The organism is Pseudomonas zhanjiangensis (assembly GCF_041027545.1).
Lineage (GTDB): Bacteria > Pseudomonadota > Gammaproteobacteria > Pseudomonadales > Pseudomonadaceae > Aquipseudomonas > Aquipseudomonas zhanjiangensis.
Map to the genome: position 1 here is coordinate 103,320 of NZ_JBFTEG010000004.1, position 19,065 is coordinate 122,384.

A 19,065-nucleotide genomic window follows, 5' to 3' on the forward strand; every position below is an offset into this window, starting at 1 on the left:
GCCTTGCCCCTGGTTAACTGCACTGCTCGGCCAGGTGCTTGACCAGGGCCTCGGCCAGCTCCCGCGGATCGGCACTGAGGCTGCTGTAGCCCCCTTCGCGCAAGCCGTCCGGCATGCTCGAACAGGCGCAGCTGTCGCTGCGCTGGGTCCAGATCTCGCCGCCCTGGCGCTTCACATAGGCAGCGGCGGCGCTGCCGTCACTGCCCATGCCGCTGAAGGCAATCACCCCGCAGAGACCGGCGAAATGCTGGGCCAGATTGAGCATCATCTGGTCGATGGACGGGCTGTAGGGTTCCGGCCAGGCACGCTCGGCGATCTGCATCTGACCTTCGTCACTGAAGCCCAGCTCGCGGCTGATCGGCGCCACCACGACCTCGCCGCAGCGCACCGGGTCGCCGTGGCGCGCCGCGTTGACCTGCCACTGGCTGTGCCGGCCAACCGCTTGCGGCAGGGCCGCCTCGAAACCGGGATCGATGTGCTGGGCATAGACAAAGCCGATGGGCAGTCCGCCCGGCAAAGCATCGAGGAATGCCTTGACCGCCGCCGGCCCGCCCAGGGACGCGGCCAACAGCCACACCTGGCGAGCGGGCTCGCCCGCCACCAGCGGGGTATCGGCCAATACTTGCGGCAAATCCAGGCGCGCGGGGCGCTGCGCCTCGGCCAGCAGGGCCTCGAGGCTGGGCCCGACCGCCTGCGAGGGGTCGCCGACCAGCTTCTTCAGCTTGCCGAACAGCCGCCGCTCCCAGCGCGGGTAGTTTTCCGAGTGGCGCTCCGGCGCGTGGCCCTCGCCGAACAGCACCGGCGCCGAGGTCCGCTCCAGCAGGCTGTCGACCAGGGGCGAATCCTCGGACTGGGCCAGGTCGACCAGCCACAGGTCGGTCTCGCAGGCCGCCAGGGCCTCCTCATCCAATCGCGCCGGGTCGCTGTTGAGTACCACCTGGTAGCCGCTGCCGACCAGGGCCTGCTGCAGCACATGGCGCTGCAGCGAGGTGTCGGCGATGACCGCGATGCGTGCCGCTGCTTTTTCCATCATGTCGGTTTATCCGAAGGGCGATCCGTCGAGTGGTCCTGCACTGGGTGGCGGTCCACCGGGTGGCGGTCCACGAGTTGCGCGATACGTTCGAGCAGCAGCGACTCCTGATAGGGTTTGCCGAGGTACTCGTTGACCCCGAGGGCCAACGCGCGCTCACGGTGCTTCTCGCCGGTACGCGAGGTGATCATGATGATCGGCAGGTCCTTGAGGCGCTCGTCATGGCGCACCAGGGTCGCCACCTCGAAGCCGTCCATGCGTGGCATCTCGATATCCAGCAACATGATGTCGGGCTTGCGCTCCTGCAACTGGGCGATGGCATCCACCCCGTCCTTGGCGGTGAGCACGTTCATGCCGTTGCGCTCGAGCAGGCGACTGGTGACCTTGCGCACGGTCACCGAGTCGTCCACCACCATGACCAGGGTCGGACGATCGGCCTCGATTTCCTCGACGCTCGGCGCCCGCACGGCCAGACGCGGCTGCTGCTGGGTGAGCAGGTGGGCATGCAGGACGCGAATGGTCGCCAGCAGGTCGAGGATCACCACCACCCGGCCATCGCCGAGGATGGTCGCGCCGGAAATACCGTGCACCCCGGCGAATTGCGGGCCGAGGCTCTTCACCACGATTTCCCGCGAACCGGCCAGCGAGTCGACCTGGACGGCCACCGCGTGTTCGTTGGAGCGCACCAGGATGACCGGCAACGGCAGGCTCTGCCCGACCAGCTTGGGTTGCTGGCCGTTGTTCAACAGGTCGCCCAGGTAACGCAGCTCGTAGGCCTGCCCGGCATACTCGAAACGCGGCGCATCCGGGGCGTAGTAGGCCTCCAGCTCGTAGGGCGATACCCGCACGATACCCTCGATGGTATTCAGCGGGATGGCGTAGAGGTCTTCGCCGGACAGCACCATCAGCGCCCGGTTGACCGATACCGTAAACGGCAGGCGAATGGTGAAGCGGGTACCTTCTCCAGGCGTCGAGTCGATGCTCATGGAGCCACCGAGCTGCTTGACCTCGGAATGCACCACGTCCATGCCGACGCCACGCCCGGAAATCTGGGTGACCTTCTCCGCCGTGGAGAACCCGGCCTCGAGGATGAACTGGAGAATCTCGTGGTCGGTCAGGTCCGACTGCTCGTCCATCATGCCGCGCTCGATGGCCTTGCGGCGCACGGCGTCCAGCTTGATGCCACCGCCATCGTCGGCCAGGGTGAGGACGATGTCGCCGCCCTCGCGGCCCAGGTTCAGGCGGATATGGCCCTGCGCCGGCTTGCCCGCAGCGCGGCGCACTTCGGCGGCCTCGATGCCATGGTCGACGGCATTGCGCAGCATATGCTCCAGGGGCGCGACTATGCGCTCGAGCACCGTGCGGTCCATTTCTCCTTCGGCGTTGCCGACGACGAATTCGACCTGTTTGCCCAGCTCGCCGGCCACCTGCCGGACGATGCGGCGCAAGCGCGGCACCAGGCGGTCGAAGGGCACCATGCGGGTGCGCATCAGGCCTTCCTGCAGTTCCGTATTGACCCGCGCCTGCTGCAGCAGCAGGGTTTCGGCGTCGCGGTTGCGGGTTGCCAGGGTTTCCTTGAGGTCGAGCAGGTCGGAAGCTGATTCGAACAGCGCGCGCGAGAGCTGCTGCAGTTGCGAATGGCGGTCCATCTCCAGCGGGTCGAAATCTTCGTAGCCGGCGCGCTCGGCCTCGGCCTGGTAGCGGCTGAGGATCTGCGCCTGGGTTTCGATATCCAGGCGGCGCAACTGGTCGCGGACCCGGTCGATGGTCGCTTCCATCTCGTTCAGGGTGAAGCCGAAGTCACTGACTTGCTGCTCGACCCGACCACGGAAGATCGAGGTCTCCCCCGCCAGGTTGACCAGGCCTTCGAGCAACTCGGCGGGCACCTTGACCAGCTCCTGCGGCGCCCGCCGTGCGGCGGCATCCTGGGCGGCCTGTTCGGCGCGGCGCACGAAAGGCAGTACCTTGGTCACCAGCTCCTGGGCCGGCATCGGGCTGGCCGCCATGATCGGCGTGGACAGATTAACCGCCGGAAGGGCAGCCGGTTCGCTGTCGGCTGCCGGGGCCGTCTCCGGTACCTGGCTCTGCAACAGACGCTGACGCAGCTGGTCGAGTTCTTTCTGCAGGCCCTCGAAGCCGGACTGGACGTCAAGGAACAGGCTCTCCGGCCAGGGCGCGCCCTGCTGCTGGGCCTCGGTCAGGTGCTGCTCCAGGTCATGACTCAGATCACCCAGGCGCTTCTGCCCGGCCAGGCGCGCGCCGCCCTTGAGGGTATGCAGGATGCGCAGCATGTCGTCGATGGCGCCCCCCTGCTCGGGGTGGTCCTCGAACCGACCAATGCTGGTTTCCATCGCCTCGAGCAGGTCATCGGCCTCTTCCAGGAAGATGTCGAGAATGTCGGTCTCGGCCTCGTCTTCGTCCTCTTCGGCAGCGGCAATCTTGAGCTGCACGGCCGACGGCATGCTCAGCTGCTCGTCGGGGTTGCTCCGAAAGCCCTTGATCGCCTCGATCAAGGCCGCGCCATCGGGCACCGGGCGCCGCTGTTTGACCGCCTCGAGCATCTCGGCCAGCCGGTCATGGCAAGCCTGAAGCAACTGGAACAAGGCCGGGCTGGCGCGCAGACGGCCATCACCCAACCCCTCGTAGAGGAACTCCAGCTCATGGGCGAGATCGCCGATCTCACGGATCTCCGCCATCCGCGCGCCGCCCTTGAGGGTGTGCAGGTCTCGCTGCAGGGACTCCAGCTCGAGACTGTTGTCAACGTCGTCCATCCAGCGCTGCAGGGCTGCACCGGCGCTGTCGATGATGTCGAAACCCTCCTCGAGGAAAATCTCCACCAACTCGGCGTCGCGCTCGTCGGCTACGGCAGGCGCCGCCTCTTGCGGTTCTTCCGGCTCAGCCGGCAGCTCGGACAGGAGCGCTGCAGGGCTCTCGTTCGTGCCCGGTTCATCGGGCTCGACCAGCGCCTGCTGCTCGCCTGCCTGCAGATTCATGTCCGGTTCTACATCAGCTTCGGCTTCGGCTTCGGCTTCGGCTTCGGCTTCGGCTTCGGCTTCGGCTTCGGCTTCGGCTTCGGCTTCGGCTTCGGCTTCGGCTTCGGCTTCGGCTTCGGCTTCGGCTTCAGTCTCGGCCGGGGCCTGCGCCACGGGCAAGCTCGGCTGGCCGCCCTGGCGGAATTCGCGAATGGCAGCTATCAGTGCCGTGGGCACCTGCAGCTCGCCCCCGCCTTGCAGCTGCTCGAGTTCCAGTGCCAGTTCATCGTGGCTGCGCTGCAGCAGGCCGGCCAGCCCTGGCGAGTAGCTGTAGCGTCGATCCGCCAGGCCTTCATACAACGACTCCAGCTCGTGGGCAAGGTCGCCAATGGGTCGAATCGCGGCCATTCGCGCGCCGCCCTTGAGCGTGTGCAGGTCCCGCTGCAGGGACGACAGCGCGGCCTTGTTGTCCGGATCGGCCGACCAGCGCTCCAACGCCTGGCCGGCGCTTTCCAGGATATCTACCGCCTCTTCGAGGAAGATCTCTACCATTTCCCCATCGAGCGCCTGATGATCGCTCGACGGACCAGCCGCCGGGGTACGCCCCTGGTCGCTGGACTCATCCTGATCGACCTGCACGTCGACTTCGGTGGCGACTTCGCCGTCGGCCTCGAGCGCCCAGCGCGAGCGCTCGAGCGCCGCGGTCGCCGCATCCAGTTCGACGATTTCCATACCCTGACCACCCTCGCTGGACAGCAGGGCCAGAGTGTTCGGGTCCAGCGCCTCGCCAAGCAGGCTGCGTAATGCCTTGACCCGCTCGGGCTGGGCACTGACCTGCAGGCCGGCGGCGACCTGATCCATCATGCCGATAAGGGCCTCATGGGCCTGCTCGGCTTCGCTGAAGAACCGCTCGCTGACGGCCAGGCTGCCTTCCTCGACGGCACCATAGAGATCGAGCAAGGCCTCGCACAGCTCATCGATCTGCGGTAGTTCGGCCATTTCCGCGCCACGACCCAGGGTGGTCAGCTCGTCCAGCAGGGCACTCAGCTCCTGCCGCTCGCTCGGGTGCTCGCGCCAGCGCCGCAGCAAGTCTTCGGCATCCAGCAGGATGTCCATGCCCTCGGCCAGGAAGATACTGATCAGCTGCGGGTCACGGCCTTCACCCGGCTCACCCTGTCGTCCGCTCTGCGCGGACGACAGGCGCTCCTGGTGCAACTGCTGCACCCGTTCAAGGAACTCGGCTGCGCCCGGCAAGGGTGCCAGGGGCTGACTTTCCAGCTGCTCCAGACCGAGGCGGAACAGCTTCTCGGCGCCGCTCAACAGTTCGGCTTCGGCCAGATCCATCTGGATCAGGTTGCTCTTGAACTCCTTGACCATCTTCTCCAGCGGCGCAGCGATCTCCGCCACCGGCAGGATACCGGCCATATAGGCGCTGCCCTTGAGCGTATGCAGGGCGCGCTGCAAGTCGTCGGTAATCGGCTGGGGCAATTCCTGCGCGCAATCGGCGAGGAAACCGACCAGGGTATCGAGATGGGTTTCCGCCTCGTTGCGAAAGATCTCCAGCAGCTGCGGGTCCAGCACTTCGGCGCCGTCACCCGGCACCTCGGCAGCCTCGACTGCGCCCACTGGCTCGGCTGCCTGTTCGGCCGGGGCGTCAGCTTTTGGGAGTGCCTGGCCTTTCGCCAGGGCATGGGCCGTCGCGGCCAGGAGGTCGACATCATCGCGCTGGCGCTGGGCCTTGGCGGCAAACTCTTCGACCAGTTCCGGCATCAGCGCCACCACCTCACCAATCACCTGCTGCACCTCGGGGGTTCCCTCGATGCTGCGATCGAGCACCCGGTTGAGCAGGTTCTCGATCGACCAGCCCAGCTCGCCGATGACCAGCGCACGGACCATCCGGCCACTGCCCTTGAGCGTGTGGAAGGCTCGACGGACTTCGATCAGGGCATCCTTGTTGGCCGGATCGGCACACCATTGCGGCAGATACTCGGCGATGGTCTCCAGGACCTCGCCAACTTCCTCGACAAAGACCTCCAGCAGCTCCTCATCCACGGGTTCCTCGTCGGCCGGCGGCGGCAGCAGACTCGGCGGGACGTCGTGCGCCGGAGGGTTGATCGCCTGTACCGGCGCGGCCATCACATCGGCCATCGACAGGGGCTTGTCGGCTGCTGGCGCAGGCTCGGCGGCGGGCGTTTGGGCCGTCGGCAGCTCGACCTCCGGCAATTCCAGCGACGCCAGCTCGGCCTCGTCCCAATCGGCGGGATTGGACAGCGGGTCGAGATTGAACTCTTCCAGCAGATGCTCTTCCACACTGCCGGGATCGGCTGGCGCCTCATGCTCCGGCGGGCTCGGCAGCTCGGCCTCAGTGCTGGACTGCGTCTCCAGACCGGCCGAGTCGACATCCAGGTCCAGGGTTTCGATGCTGTAGCCCAGATCATCCGGCAACTCACCGACGCCGGCCTCCTCCGGCTCGGCAATCTCGCCCGTGAGTTCTTCGACGGATAGCGCTTCCAGGGCCGACCATTGCGTCTCGGGCTCGCTTGGCGCCTCGATCGGCTCGACGGCTTCGTCGGCCAGCACTTGCAGGTCGTCCAACGGATCGGCCAGGGGAGCAGCGGTCTCTTGCTCGGGTTCGACGCGATCGAGAATCGAGGGTTTTTCCTTGAGTGGATAGCCCAGACTTTCCAGGCTCTCCTCGGCCACATCGAGAATCAGCTCGCCCTGACTGCCATGATCCTCGCTCAGGCGTTCGAGGTAGTACTCCACGCTGGTGATCGCATCGGCCAAGGTGTCCAGGCTCTGCCAATTGGGCACGGCCTTGCGGGCCAGCAGCTGCTCCTGAATATAGCGATTGCAGGCGTTCAGCAAGGCGGCGGCACGCTCCAGCGGGATCATCGCCAGGCCACCGCGGACCTGGGTCAACAGCTCCGGCACACGCGCCAGGTGCTCATGGTTCCATTGCGAGGCGATGAATTCGATGATCGCGTCCTTGGCCTGCTCCAGGCCATTGCGCGCTTCCTTGATCACCAGCTGATGAATTTGCGCCACGTCGGTGGTCGGCAGGCGGCTTTCCTCACGCCCCGCCTCTTCCACCGGCCCAGCCATGCCGGCCAGGGTTGCCTCGACGTAAAGCAGCGCACCGGCGACATCCATCAGCACCGCATCGTTGGGCTCACGCTGGCCCAGGGCCAGACTGCGTACCACCTCGAGCTGGTCGACGATCACCTTGCGCGGCTGGGCGAAACCCAATACCGCCAGGGTATCGGCGATCTGCTTGAGCGGGGGCAGCAGCGCCTCCAGATCGACCACCTGGTTGCGGTCGCTGCGCACGAACAGGTCGAGACTGTCCTTGACCCGCACCAGCTCTTCGCACAGCGCCGCCACCACCGAGCGCATGGCGTCGCGGTCGGGGCCGGCCAGGCGGGCGCGCTCTTCGTCCACCACCTCATGGTCGGGCAGTGCATCGTCGAGTCGGTACTGGGCCTTCAGGGCTTGGATGCGCGGGGTCTGGGCCGGCGCCTTGGCCACGTAGAACAGCAGGTTCTTGATCAGTTCGTCGGGCGCGGGCCGGTTGACCGCGTCGGCGCCCTGCTCGAGCAGGCGCTTGAGCTCCTTGTCGACCTGGCGCAGCAGGGTGCGCACCGAACTGCCATTGGCCACGCTGCCGGCGGCCAGGCCTTCGACCAGGCCCGAGGCGACCTGCCACAGGGCGCTCAGCGGCGCCCCCTGGCACAGGCTTTCGAGGCGCGCGAACACCCGCGCCATGTAACCCAGGTTAGTCGGCAGATCCTGGTTGCGAATCACGCCGACCAGGGCCACCTGGAGCATCTGCCGCAGCTTGCGCAGCAGCGGCAGCAACTCGCTCGCGCGCAACTGCGCCATGGACTCGCTCGACAGCGCCGGCAGGCGCGCGGACATGTCGGGGGAGAACAGGCTGGTTTCCGACAGCAGCTTCTCGCCGCGGGCCGAACGCAGGTCGTTGAGCAGCGGCAGCACGACCATCGGCAGATCGCGCCGTGCGGTCTGGATCCGGTCGAGGTACACCGGCAGCTGCAGTATGGCCTGCATCAGCACTTCCAGGGCCTCGCCCTGGTTGGTCACGCGGCCCTCCATCAACGCCTGGGCCAGCTGCTCCATCTCTTCGGCGAGCAAGGCCGCGCCGTAGAACTCGACCATCTGCAGAGTGCCGTGAACCTGATGCACATAGGTCAGGCAGAAACGCATGCGCGTCGCGTCCTGCGGGTTCTCGACGAACGCCTCCAGGGCCTGGCGCGCCTGCTTCAGGGTTTCCGCGATTTCGCCTTTGACCCATTCCAGGGCGACATAGTCGTGCCGATCACCCATAGCCACTCCACTCATAAACCTATCCCTTGCGGGTAAACGCCAGAACCCGCTCGTCGGCGACCTGGATAAGCTCCGGGTGCTGCCAACCGACCACTTCGCCCACTCCCACCACCAGCAGCCCTCCTGGCGCCAGGCGCTCGGCCAGGCGATTGAGGATCTCGCGGCGACGCCAGCGACGAAAATAGATCAACATGTTCTGACAAAAAATAACGTCCATACCGGACATAGGCGCCTTGGCCAGTTCCAGCACATTGAGCTTGGCGCAACAGACCCGTGTCGCCAGGCTCGCTTTTACCTTGAATCGTCCATCGACCTGCCTGGCGAAATAGCGCTGGCACAGGTCGGTATCCATCTGATCCAGCTTGCGCGCGCCATACTCGCCGGCGCGCGCCTTGTTCAACGCATTGAGGCTGATGTCGGTGCCCGTGACGCCGAAGTACTCGGGGTACTCGCTCTGGCGCAGTACCTCGGCGGCGCTGATCGCCAGCGAGTACGGCTCCTCGCCACTGGAGCAGCCCACGCTCCATAACTCCCAGGGCCTGGTCATCCCTTGCTGCAAGCGAACACGCAGGTACGCTTCCAGCACATCGAAAGAGGCCCGATGGCGAAAAAAGCGGGTTTCCTGCACGGTCAGGCGATCCAGCAGGGTCGACCATTCCACCGCACCGCGCGGCCCATCGGTGACCTGGCGGAAGTAGTCGGCATAGTCGGCTATGCCCAGTTCACGCATCCGCGCCGTCAGGTTGGTCTGCAGGAAGGCTCGGCGTTGTTCGCTGATCACCACGCCGGTGCGATCTTCCAGCAAGACCTGCCAGTCGCGGAACTCGGTGGCGGACATGTCCACTACCGGCTGCAAGGCCCAGACGCCTGACTGCATGTCGAGAACCTCGCTGCTGATCCTGGGCGGCGGCCGGCTGCCTAACGAAACCGGCTCGCCACGCCCGCCGTTTACGCCTGCTCCCCAGCTTCCGGCAAGGTAAAGCCGGATACCGACCTACGCATCTCGCTGGCCATCTTGGCCAGGTTACCAATGCTCTTGGCGGTGGCGGTGGTACCGGACGAGGTCTGCGAGGTGATCTCCTGGATCACGTTCATGGTGTTGGAGATGTGGCCGGCCGACGAGGCCTGCTGGCGCGCCGCGTTGGAGATGTTCTGGATCAAGGCCGCAAGGGTCTTGGATACCTTCTCGATCTCTTCCAGCGCGACCCCCGCGTCCTGCGCCAGGCGAGCACCGCGCACCACTTCGGAGGTGGTCTGCTCCATGGAGATAACCGCTTCGTTGGTGTCGGTCTGAATGGTCTTGACCAGCGCCTCGATTTGCTTGGTTGCCGCCGAGGAACGTTCTGCCAGGCGCTGTACTTCGTCCGCTACCACGGCGAAGCCGCGGCCCGCGTCACCGGCCATGGAGGCCTGGATCGCGGCGTTGAGTGCGAGGATGTTGGTCTGGTCGGCAATGTCGTTAATCAGGCTAACGATGTCACCGATCTCCTGGGACGACTCACCGAGACGCTTGATCCGCTTCGAGGTGTCCTGGATCTGCTCACGGATGTTGTCCATGCCGGTGATGGTGTTGTGCACCACCTCGTTGCCCTTGTTGGCGATGGCTACCGAACGTTCCGCTACCGCGGAGGATTCGCTGGCGTTGGCCGATACCTGGTCAATCGACACGGCCATCTCGTTGATCGCGGCAGAGGCGCCGGCGATTTCCTGGGCCTGGTGCTCGGACGCCTCGGCCAGGTGCATCGCCGTGGCCTGGGTTTCCTGGGCGGCACCGGCTACCTGAACGGCGGTCAGGTTGATGGTGGCTACCAAGTCGCGCAGCTGGTCGATGGAGTAGTTGATGGAGTCGGCGATGGCGCCGGTGAAATCTTCGGTCACGGTCGCGGCCACGGTCAGGTCACCGTCGGCGAGGTCGGCGATCTCATCGAGCAGTCGCAGAATCGCCGCCTGGTTACGCTCGTTCTTCTCGGCGGTCTCGCTCAGGCGACTGTTGGTCTCGCGCACCATGACGATACCGATGAGGATGATCGAGCCCAACGCCAGGGCGCCCAGCAGATAACCGAACAGGGCGTTCAGGGCACGGCCTTCGGCCAAGTCTTCGAAGCCTGTGGCCAGCTCGGAAGCCTTGTCCAACAGGGTTTGCGACACGGTGAAGATGGTGTTGGCGGATTCGCGCACCTGGAACAGTTCCGGCGAGGTCTCGAGAATCTCGTCCACCGAACCGGAAACGAACTCGAACAGCTCGGAAATCTCCGCCAGACGCTCGAGTGCTTCGCCGTCGGTTACCGCGGTGATTTCCATTGCCGCGTTGCCTTCGAGCATCGCGTTGAGAACCCGGCCGAACAGGCTGGCGTCGCGGCCGAACATGTCGGCGGCCTGCACCGAGTCCTGGTCACCGGCGAGCACCTTGTTCACCGAGCCGAGAATACGCTCGGCCAACAGCGATTGGCGCTGGGCCACCGAGACCTGGGCCGCCGGCGCGCCGCTTTCCAAGAGGATATCGACGACTTCTTCGTACTCGACCTGCAGCTGCGGGATGGTTTCGGCCAATGTCGCCGCGACCTGGTGCAGGGACAGTACGGTCTGTTCGCTGGCGAGAATGGCGTCGGTGTTCTGCCGCAAGCTGTCCCAGTCCTGCTGCACGGCGGCCATCTGCGCCTGCACGTCATCGGGCGCCGGCGGCATGCCGCTGGCGCTGTTGCCATCGGTCAGGTAGCCCCAGCGGGTCTGGAAATCGTTGCGCGCGTCGCGCAGCAAGCCGAATGCCGCGGCGGTGCCGGCAGCCGCTTCGCTGGCGTTTTTGGCGATCCGCTGGGACAGGACCCGCAGCTCGCCGGAGTGGCTGATGTATTCCGTGTCGTAGTTGGACTGAGTATTGATGTAGGCGAAGTTGGCGAACAAAAGCACGATGGAAACGATCAGGACGATAAACAGCCCTGCGATCAGCGTGCTGCTGCGCGTACCCGCGAAAAGATTGCCTGCTTTGAGTTTTTTCATGTTCTGGCCCCCGCCTGGACCGACCGCACTACGGTTCCCATGTAACGCCAAAAGGCCGGCAATGCCGACCCCACCAATAAACTGCTAATTCGCGACATCGAGAAACTCCTGATGCTGGGCCAGCGCGTGAGGGCTGAACACCAGCCAGGGATGTTCGCGTTGAAAGACGCCGTGAATGAAGGGCGCGATGGACGCTTCGAGCGGCGGCAGCTGCTCGGAAAAGGAGTCCACCGGAAAATGCTGCATGCCGAATACTTCATCGACCGTCAGGCCGGCGAAGACTTCCTGATGGTCGACCACCAGCACCCGCCGTTTCTTGCGCAGCGGTGACAGTTCGTTGCCGAAGAAGCCGCACAGGTCCATCACCGGCAACAGGCGACCGCGCACGTTCGCCACGCCCTTGACCCAGCTCTTGACCCCGGGCAGCAGGGTGTGTCGCGGCTCGTGCAGCACTTCGCCGACCTCGCCCATGGGCGCGACGAAAAAGCGCTCGCCCATGCGAAAGCCGATGCCGCTCCAAGTCTGCACGACGGCCTGCTGCGAAGGCAGGCCCGCGGCGAGTGATCGACACCGTTGGTCGATCTCGATGAGGAGCTGAAAGGGAGTCTGCGCGTCCGACATGCCAACCGTGGCCTTCTTGTTTTATTTACTAGCGGACTGGCACGGCATCAGCCGGCCAACACCGCATTCAGGGTTTTCAGCAGGGTTGCTTCGTCAACCGGCTTGGTCAGATAGTCTTTTGCCCCCTGACGCTTGCCCCAGACCTTGTCGGTTTCCTGGTCCTTGGTAGTGACGATGATCACCGGGATGTGACTGGTATCGGCATCCTTGGTCAGCTGGCGGGTGGCCTGAAAGCCGTTCAGGCCCGGCATGACGATATCCATCAGCACCGCATCGGGCTTCTCCTGACGGGCCAGGGCCACGCCATCGGCACCGTTTTCCGCCTTGAGCACCTGGTGACCGTGCTTTTCCAGCATGGCGGTCAACTTGTACATTTCGGTCGGCGAGTCATCAACAATCAGAATTCGAGCCATGGTGTTTCCCAATACATAAGAAGGCGCCTGGGGCGGTCTGCCGCAGGCTTCAGGATGCCTGTTCCACCGGAACGAAGTCGGGGACATGGGCCTTGATCGCGCCGAGCAGCTCTTCTTTGCTGAAGGGCTTGGTCAGGTACTGATCGGAGCCGACGATGCGCCCCTTGGCCTTGTCGAACAAGCCATCCTTGGAGGACAGCATGATCACCGGGGTGGATTTGAAAGCGCTGTTGTTCTTGATCAGGGCGCAGGTCTGATAACCATCGAGCCGCGGCATCATGATGTCGACGAAAATGATATTCGGGTGGGTATCGGCGATCTTTGCCAAGGCATCGAAACCATCCACCGCGGTGATCACCTCGCAACCCACCTTTTTCAGCAGGGTTTCCGCAGTGCGACGAATCGTCTTCGAATCGTCGATCACCATTACCCTCAAACCCTCGGAATGCTGTTCCATGTTTGCCCTACCATCGCCTCGGTGAGTCATTATTTTTGCGGTCTATCGGTGCGCCTGAGGCCCAGTCAGCGATGGGCTGCAACCCAATCGTCGGGCCTTTTTAGCACACTCTACCCATGCAAGCTATAAGCCCCGGGAGGCCGAGGTTTTTCCTTGACCGCCCGACGCGCCAGCGCCACCCTGAGGCCATACACTGGTTCCTGCACCCCTAAACTGTTGCCCTCAACGGAGATTCCCCATGAGCGTTCGCCTCGGCATTGTCATGGACCCCATCGACCGGATCGCCTTCAAGAAGGACAGCTCGCTGGCCATGCTGCTAGCAGCCCAGGACCGCGGCTGGTCACTCTTCTATATGGAACAAAAAGACCTGTATCAGGCCAACGGCCAGGCTCGCGCCCGCCGCTGCCCCCTTCAGGTGTTCGACGACGCGCAGCGCTGGTTCGAACTGGGCGAGGAACAAGACGCCGCCCTGGCCGACCTCGACGTCATCCTGATGCGCAAGGATCCGCCCTTCGACAACGAATTCGTCTACACCACCTACCTGCTGGAACAAGCCGAGCAGGCTGGGGTACTGGTGGTCAACCGCCCACAAAGCCTGCGCGACTGCAACGAGAAACTCTTTGCCACGCAGTTCCCGCATTACACGCCACCGACCTTGGTCAGCCGCCGACCCGACATTCTGCGCGAGTTTGCCAAGGCGCAACGTGACATCATTCTCAAACCGCTGGATGGCATGGGCGGTTCCTCGGTCTTTCGCCACTGCGAAGGCGACCCCAACCTCTCCGTCATCCTCGAGACGCTCACCGCCCATGGCACCCAGCAGATCATGGCGCAGCGCTACCTGCCGGCCATCGTCGAGGGTGACAAGCGCATCCTGATGATCGACGGCACGGCCGTGCCCTTTTGCCTGGCGCGCATCCCGGCCCACGGCGAAACCCGCGGCAACCTCGCCGCAGGCGGCCGCGGAGAAGCCCGCCCGCTGACCGAGCGCGACTGCGAGATCGCCGCCGCCGTGGGCCCGACCCTGCGCGAGAAGGGACTGCTGTTCGTTGGCCTGGACGTGATCGGCGACCACCTTACCGAAATTAACGTGACCAGCCCGACCTGCATCCGCGAGATCGATGCGGCCTATGGCACCCGCATCGGCGAACACCTGATGGACAAGATCGCCGAGAAGCTCAATGCGCGCAGTGCTTCATAGACTTTTGCCCAGCCGCTCGGCAGACTGCGCCGCAACCTGAGCCAAGCCGAAGCGCGATGAACGCAGCCGCCTCCCTCCCCGAAACCAGCTCCGCCGGTGTGCGCCCGGCGGATCGCCTGGGGTTCACCCTGTTCCTCGCCACGGCGTTGCATGCCGCGCTGATTCTCGGCCTTGGCTTCGGCCTGGCCGAGCCCAGCCAGATCAGCAAGACCCTGGAAATCACCCTCTCGACCTTCAAGAGCGAGCAGGCGCCCAAGCAGGCCGACTTCCTCGCCCAGGACAACCAGCAAGGAAGCGGTACCCTGGAACACAAGGCCGCCCCCACCACCACCGAGCAGGCGCTGTTCCAGGACACCCAGGTCAGGCGCATCACCCCGCCAGCCACCCCGCAGCCGCCGGCAGTCCAGCAGCAAGCACCGAAAGCGGCCGTCGCCACCCGCAGCCCGCAAACGCAGAAGACCCCGATCAGGCGCGAACAGGCCAAACCGACCCCGCAGGCGCCGCCGGCTCCGGTCTTCGACAGCGCGCAGCTGTCGGCCGAAATCGCCAGCCTGGAGGCGCAACTGGCCCAGGATATCCAGCAGTACGCCAAGCGTCCGAAGATTCACCGCCTCAACGCCGCCTCGACCATGCGCGACAAGGGCGCCTGGTACAAGGACGAGTGGCGCAAGAAGGTCGAACGCATCGGCAACCTCAACTACCCGGATGAGGCTCGCCGCCAGGGCATCTATGGCAGCCTGCGCCTGCTGGTGTCGATCAACCGCGATGGCACCCTGTACGAGGTGCAGGTCCTGGAGTCGTCCGGCCAGCGCCTGCTCGACCAGGCGGCCCTGCGCATCGTCCGCCTGGCCGCCCCCTTCGCCCCCTTTACCGGCGACCTGGCCGACATCGACCGCCTGGAAATCATCCGCACCTGGCGCTTCGAGCGCGGCGACCGGCTGTCGAGTCGCTGACGCACGGTACACCGGCGCGCCGCTTGTCGGTGCTTTCGACTTCCAGCACCGGGCTTCAGGCATTAAGCTAATACACATGAAAGACGCCAGCCCGAGCTACCTCAAGCACCACCTCCTGATCGCCATGCCGCACATGGCCGATCCGCATTTCGCCCACACCGTGATCTACCTGGTCGAGCACAACGAGCAAGGCGCCATGGGGCTGGTGATCAACCGCCCCAACGGCCTCAACCTGGCCGACGTGCTGGAGCAGCTGCGACCGGACGAGGAGCCCGCGGCGCAGTGCCAGGACCTGCCGATCTTCGCCGGCGGTCCGGTGCAGACCGACCGCGGGTTTGTCCTGCACCCGGCCGGCCCGCAGTTCCAGGCGACCCTGGAGCTGGGCGAACTGGGCCTGTCGACCTCCCAGGACGTGCTGTTCGCCATCGCCGACGGCAACGGTCCGGACAAGTACCTGATCACCCTCGGCTACGCGGGCTGGGACGCCGGCCAGCTGGAAACCGAGCTGGCCGACAACGCCTGGCTGACCTGCCCGGCCGACAATGCCATCCTTTTCGATCTGCCCTTCGACCAACGCCTGAATGCGGCGGCCGCTCGCCTGGGGGTCAACCTCAGCCTGCTGTCCTCGCAAGCCGGCCACGCCTGATGGCCGAAGCCTGCGCCAAGCCGCTGCGCCTGCTGCTGGGTTTCGATTACGGCAGCAAGCAGATCGGCGTCGCCGTCGGCCAGGCCATCACCGGCCAGGCCCGCGAACTGTGCATCCTCAAGGCGCAGAATGGCGTACCCGATTGGCAGAAGGTCGAGGCACTGATCCGCGAGTGGCAGCCCGATGCCATAGTCGTGGGCCTGCCGCTGAACATGGATGGCAGCGCCAGCGAGATGAGCGCCCGCGCGGAAAAATTCGCCCGTCGCCTGCATGGCCGCTTCAACCTGCCAGTGCATACCCACGACGAGCGCCTGACCACCTATGAAGCCAAGGGCCAGCGCCTGCAGCAGGGCCAGACCGATGGGTATCGCGAACGCCCGGTCGATGCCCTGGCTGCCGCCTTGCTGCTGGAAGGCTGGCTGACCGAACACCCCCCGGCCTGACCCCAGGCTCGGCTCACCAGGAGTTGCCGATGAGTCTACCCAATCCCGCCGAGCTGCTGCCGCAGATGGCTTCTGACCTGATCGACCACCTCAACCAGCGGCAAATCGACGAGCCACGTTTCATCGGCATTCGCACCGGCGGCGTCTGGGTCGCCCAGGCGCTGCTCGAGCAGCTCGGTCGCGACGATCCTTTGGGCATACTGGACGTCTCCTTCTATCGCGACGACTTCACCCAGAGCGGCCTGCACCCGCAGGTACAGCCTTCGGAGCTGCCGTTCGAGGTCGAGGGCCAGCACCTGGTACTGATCGACGATGTGCTGATGAGCGGCCGCACCATCCGCGCGGCGCTCAATGAACTGTTCGACTATGGCCGTCCGGCCAGCGTGACCCTGGTCAGCCTGCTCGACCTGAACGCCCGCGAGCTACCGATCCGGCCCGACGTGGTCGGCGCGACCCTGTCGCTGGCCGCCGACCAGCGGGTAAAATTGTCCGGCCCCACGCCGCTGATTCTCGATCTGCAGACGCTTGCCAACTGAAACAGGGACATTGCGCCGCGCCGAACCACGCCCAGGCCGGGCGAGAATGGCCGAGGCCGCGGAGTTCGCGCATGGCAAATGAACAGTGCGCCGCCATTTTTACCGCCGCATCACCGAGTGCAGACCATTTGAAAAACCTTCTGAGACCCCTGCGATGACGCCGATTGATGCCAAGCGCCCGCTGCAACTGAACGACCAGGGCCAGTTGCGCCACTTCCTCTCACTCGACGGCCTGCCCCGCGAGCTGCTGACGGAAATCCTCGACACCGCCGACTCCTTCCTCGAAGTCGGCGCCCGCGCAGTGAAGAAGGTCCCGCTGCTGCGCGGCAAGACCGTGTGCAACGTGTTCTTCGAGAACTCCACCCGCACCCGCACCACCTTCGAACTCGCCGCCCAGCGCCTGTCCGCCGACGTCATCAGCCTCAACGTGTCGACCAGCTCGACCAGCAAGGGCGAGACCCTGTTCGACACCCTGCGCAACCTCGAAGCCATGGCCGCCGACATCTTCGTGGTGCGCCACGCCGACTCCGGCGCCGCGCACTTCATCGCCGAGCATGTGTGCCCGAACCTGGCGATCATCAACGGCGGCGACGGCCGTCACGCCCACCCGACCCAAGGCATGCTCGACATGCTAACCATCCGCCGGCACAAGGGCGGCTTCGAGAACCTCTCGGTGGCGATCGTCGGCGATATCCTGCATTCGCGGGTGGCGCGCTCGAACATGCTGGCGCTCAAGACCCTCGGCTGCCCGGATATCCGCGTGATCGCGCCCAAGACCCTGCTGCCGGTGGGCATCGAGCAGTACGGGGTGACCGTCTACAGCGACATGGCCAGCGGCCTTGCGGACGTCGACGTGGTGATCATGCTGCGCCTGCAGCGCGAGCGCATGCAGGGCGGCCTGCTGCCCAGCGAAGGCGAGTTCTACCGCCTGTTCGGCCTCACCGAGCAACGCCTGGCGCTGGCCAAGCCCGACGCCCTGGTGATGCACCCGGGGCCGATCAATCGCGGCGTGGAGATTGAGTCGGCGGTGGCCGACGGCCCGCAGTCGGTCATTCTCAACCAGGTCACCTACGGCATCGCCGTGCGCATGGCGGTGCTGTCCATGGCCATGAGCGGGCAGACCGCCCAGCGTCAACTCAATCAAGACTCCGAGGAGCCCAACTGATGCGTACCGCAATCCTCGGCCCCCGCGTCATTGACCCGAGCAGCGGCCTCGACCGGGTCGCCGACCTCTATCTCGAGGACGGCCGACTGGCCGCCATCGGCCAGGCGCCTGCCGCCTTTCACGCGGAAAAGACCCTCGAGGCCCGAGGCCTGGTAGCCGCCCCCGGGCTGGTCGACCTGTCCGTCGCCCTGCGCGAGCCGGGTTACAGCCGCAAGGGCAGCATCGCCAGCGAGACCCTGGCCGCCGCGGCTGGCGGCGTCACCAGCCTGTGCTGCCCGCCGCAGACCAAGCCGACGCTAGACACCTCGGCGGTGGCCGAACTGATCCTCGATCGCGCCCGCGAAGCCGGCCACGCCAAGGTCTTCCCGATCGGCGCGCTGAGCAAGGATCTGGCCGGCGAACAGCTGGCCGAACTGGTGGCCCTGCGCGACGCCGGCTGCGTCGCCTTCGGCAACGGCCTGGACAGCTTCCGCAACAGCCGCACCCTGCGCCGCGCCCTGGAGTATGCGGCCACCTTCGACCTGACGGTGATCTTCCACTCCCAGGATCATGACCTGGCCGAAGGCGGCCTGGCCCACGAAGGCGCCACCGCCAGTTTCCTCGGTTTGCCGGGCATTCCGGAAACCGCCGAAACCGTGGCCCTGGCCCGCGACCTGTTGCTGGTCGAGCAGACCGGCGTGCGCGCCCACTTCAGCCAGCTCACGACCGCCCGCGGCGCGCAGCTGATCGCCGACGCCCAGGCCCGCGGCCTGCCGGTGACAGCCGACGTAGCGCTGTACCAGCTGATCCTCACCGACGAGGCGCTTCAGGGCTTCTCCAGCCTCTATCACGTGCAGCCGCCGCTGCGCTCGCGCGACGACCGCGAGGGCTTGCGTGAGGCGGTCAAACGCGGGGTGATCGGGTCAATCGCCAGCCATCACCAGCCCCATGAACGTGACGCCAAGCTGGCGCCCTTCGGCGCCACCGAGCCGGGCATCAGCAGCGTCCAGCTGCTCCTGCCGCTGGCCATGAGCCTGGTCCAAGACGGCCTGCTCGACCTGCCGACCCTGCTCGCCCGCCTCAGCCTCGGGCCCGCCGACGCCCTGCGCCTGCCGGCCGGACGTCTGTCCGTCGGCGCGCCCGCCGACCTGCTGCTGTTCGACCCGCAGGCCTCGACCCTGGCCGGAGAAAGCTGGTACTCCAAGGGCGCCAACTGCCCCTTTATCGGCCACTGCCTGCCGGGCGCCGTGCGCTACACCCTGGTCGACGGGCGCATCAGCTACCAGGCGTGACGCACCGGACCCCGGA

Annotated in this window: 14 protein-coding genes; 7 read left to right on the forward strand and 7 right to left on the reverse strand. The window is 65.6% G+C overall.

Annotated features, from left to right (window positions below):
* Positions 1 to 13 precede the first annotated feature (13 nt).
* From AB5S05_RS07445 to pilG, 7 genes are all read right to left on the reverse strand, one after another.
* Positions 14 to 1,033: a chemotaxis protein CheB gene (locus AB5S05_RS07445; RefSeq protein WP_369286869.1), complete on the reverse strand. Its 1,020-nt coding sequence runs from the start codon at positions 1,031 to 1,033 to the stop codon at positions 14 to 16.
* Positions 1,030 to 8,346, reverse strand: a complete 7,317-nt coding sequence (locus AB5S05_RS07450) for an Hpt domain-containing protein (protein ID WP_369286870.1) — start codon at positions 8,344 to 8,346, stop codon at positions 1,030 to 1,032. The genes AB5S05_RS07445 and AB5S05_RS07450 overlap by 4 nt, the downstream gene beginning before the upstream one ends.
* Positions 8,347 to 8,365: 19 nt before the next feature.
* Positions 8,366 to 9,223 (reverse strand): CheR family methyltransferase, encoded by an 858-nt coding sequence (locus AB5S05_RS07455; RefSeq protein ID WP_369286871.1) that lies wholly within the window; start codon positions 9,221 to 9,223, stop codon positions 8,366 to 8,368.
* Between the two features lie 71 nt (positions 9,224 to 9,294).
* Positions 9,295 to 11,343: a methyl-accepting chemotaxis protein gene (locus AB5S05_RS07460; RefSeq protein WP_369286872.1), complete on the reverse strand. Its 2,049-nt coding sequence runs from the start codon at positions 11,341 to 11,343 to the stop codon at positions 9,295 to 9,297.
* Positions 11,344 to 11,427: 84 nt separating this feature from the next.
* Complete coding sequence (locus AB5S05_RS07465) at positions 11,428 to 11,964, reverse strand: chemotaxis protein CheW (protein WP_369286873.1); 537 nt, start codon at positions 11,962 to 11,964, stop codon at positions 11,428 to 11,430.
* A 47-nt stretch (positions 11,965 to 12,011) separates the two neighbouring features.
* On the reverse strand, positions 12,012 to 12,377 hold the full coding sequence (gene pilH, locus AB5S05_RS07470; RefSeq protein ID WP_305653931.1) for a twitching motility response regulator PilH: 366 nt from the start codon (positions 12,375 to 12,377) through the stop codon (positions 12,012 to 12,014).
* 49 nt (positions 12,378 to 12,426) lie between these two features.
* On the reverse strand, positions 12,427 to 12,834 hold the full coding sequence (gene pilG / locus AB5S05_RS07475; protein WP_160012893.1) for a twitching motility response regulator PilG: 408 nt from the start codon (positions 12,832 to 12,834) through the stop codon (positions 12,427 to 12,429).
* 238 nt (positions 12,835 to 13,072) lie between these two features.
* On the opposite strand from pilG, the gene gshB reads away from it, so the two are divergent.
* The 7 genes from gshB (at position 13,073) to AB5S05_RS07510 (ending at position 19,049) form a co-directional block, all read left to right on the forward strand.
* A complete protein-coding gene (gene gshB, locus AB5S05_RS07480) occupies positions 13,073 to 14,035 on the forward strand; it encodes a glutathione synthase (RefSeq protein WP_369286874.1) in 963 nt (320 codons plus the stop codon).
* Between the two features lie 56 nt (positions 14,036 to 14,091).
* Entirely contained in the window at positions 14,092 to 14,988 is an 897-nt protein-coding gene (locus tag AB5S05_RS07485) for an energy transducer TonB (protein WP_369286875.1), read from the forward strand.
* A 76-nt stretch (positions 14,989 to 15,064) separates the two neighbouring features.
* Complete coding sequence (locus AB5S05_RS07490; RefSeq protein ID WP_369286876.1) at positions 15,065 to 15,634, forward strand: YqgE/AlgH family protein; 570 nt, start codon at positions 15,065 to 15,067, stop codon at positions 15,632 to 15,634.
* A complete protein-coding gene (gene ruvX / locus AB5S05_RS07495; protein ID WP_369286877.1) occupies positions 15,634 to 16,077 on the forward strand; it encodes a Holliday junction resolvase RuvX in 444 nt (147 codons plus the stop codon). Before AB5S05_RS07490 ends, ruvX begins: the two co-directional genes overlap by 1 nt.
* A gap of 29 nt (positions 16,078 to 16,106) precedes the next feature.
* Positions 16,107 to 16,613 carry a bifunctional pyr operon transcriptional regulator/uracil phosphoribosyltransferase PyrR gene (gene pyrR / locus AB5S05_RS07500; protein WP_369286878.1) on the forward strand — a complete coding sequence of 169 codons (507 nt, stop codon included), beginning with the start codon at positions 16,107 to 16,109 and terminating at the stop codon, positions 16,611 to 16,613.
* 154 nt (positions 16,614 to 16,767) lie between these two features.
* Positions 16,768 to 17,778, forward strand: coding sequence for an aspartate carbamoyltransferase catalytic subunit (locus tag AB5S05_RS07505; RefSeq protein ID WP_369286879.1), 1,011 nt, complete (start codon positions 16,768 to 16,770; stop codon positions 17,776 to 17,778).
* Entirely contained in the window at positions 17,778 to 19,049 is a 1,272-nt protein-coding gene (locus AB5S05_RS07510) for a dihydroorotase (RefSeq protein WP_369286880.1), read from the forward strand. Before AB5S05_RS07505 ends, AB5S05_RS07510 begins: the two co-directional genes overlap by 1 nt.
* Positions 19,050 to 19,065: the final 16 nt, after the last annotated feature.

Coding starts and splice junctions, on each gene's coding strand:
- AB5S05_RS07445 (WP_369286869.1), bottom strand. CDS start 1,033: ATGATGGAAAAAGCAGCGGCACGCATCGCGGTCATCGCCGACACCTCG.
- AB5S05_RS07450 (WP_369286870.1), bottom strand. CDS start 8,346: ATGGGTGATCGGCACGACTATGTCGCCCTGGAATGGGTCAAAGGCGAA.
- AB5S05_RS07455 (WP_369286871.1), bottom strand. CDS start 9,223: ATGCAGTCAGGCGTCTGGGCCTTGCAGCCGGTAGTGGACATGTCCGCC.
- AB5S05_RS07460 (WP_369286872.1), bottom strand. CDS start 11,343: ATGAAAAAACTCAAAGCAGGCAATCTTTTCGCGGGTACGCGCAGCAGC.
- AB5S05_RS07465 (WP_369286873.1), bottom strand. CDS start 11,964: ATGTCGGACGCGCAGACTCCCTTTCAGCTCCTCATCGAGATCGACCAA.
- pilH (WP_305653931.1), bottom strand. CDS start 12,377: ATGGCTCGAATTCTGATTGTTGATGACTCGCCGACCGAAATGTACAAG.
- pilG (WP_160012893.1), bottom strand. CDS start 12,834: ATGGAACAGCATTCCGAGGGTTTGAGGGTAATGGTGATCGACGATTCG.
- gshB (WP_369286874.1), top strand. CDS start 13,073: ATGAGCGTTCGCCTCGGCATTGTCATGGACCCCATCGACCGGATCGCC.
- AB5S05_RS07485 (WP_369286875.1), top strand. CDS start 14,092: ATGAACGCAGCCGCCTCCCTCCCCGAAACCAGCTCCGCCGGTGTGCGC.
- AB5S05_RS07490 (WP_369286876.1), top strand. CDS start 15,065: ATGAAAGACGCCAGCCCGAGCTACCTCAAGCACCACCTCCTGATCGCC.
- ruvX (WP_369286877.1), top strand. CDS start 15,634: ATGGCCGAAGCCTGCGCCAAGCCGCTGCGCCTGCTGCTGGGTTTCGAT.
- pyrR (WP_369286878.1), top strand. CDS start 16,107: ATGAGTCTACCCAATCCCGCCGAGCTGCTGCCGCAGATGGCTTCTGAC.
- AB5S05_RS07505 (WP_369286879.1), top strand. CDS start 16,768: ATGACGCCGATTGATGCCAAGCGCCCGCTGCAACTGAACGACCAGGGC.
- AB5S05_RS07510 (WP_369286880.1), top strand. CDS start 17,778: ATGCGTACCGCAATCCTCGGCCCCCGCGTCATTGACCCGAGCAGCGGC.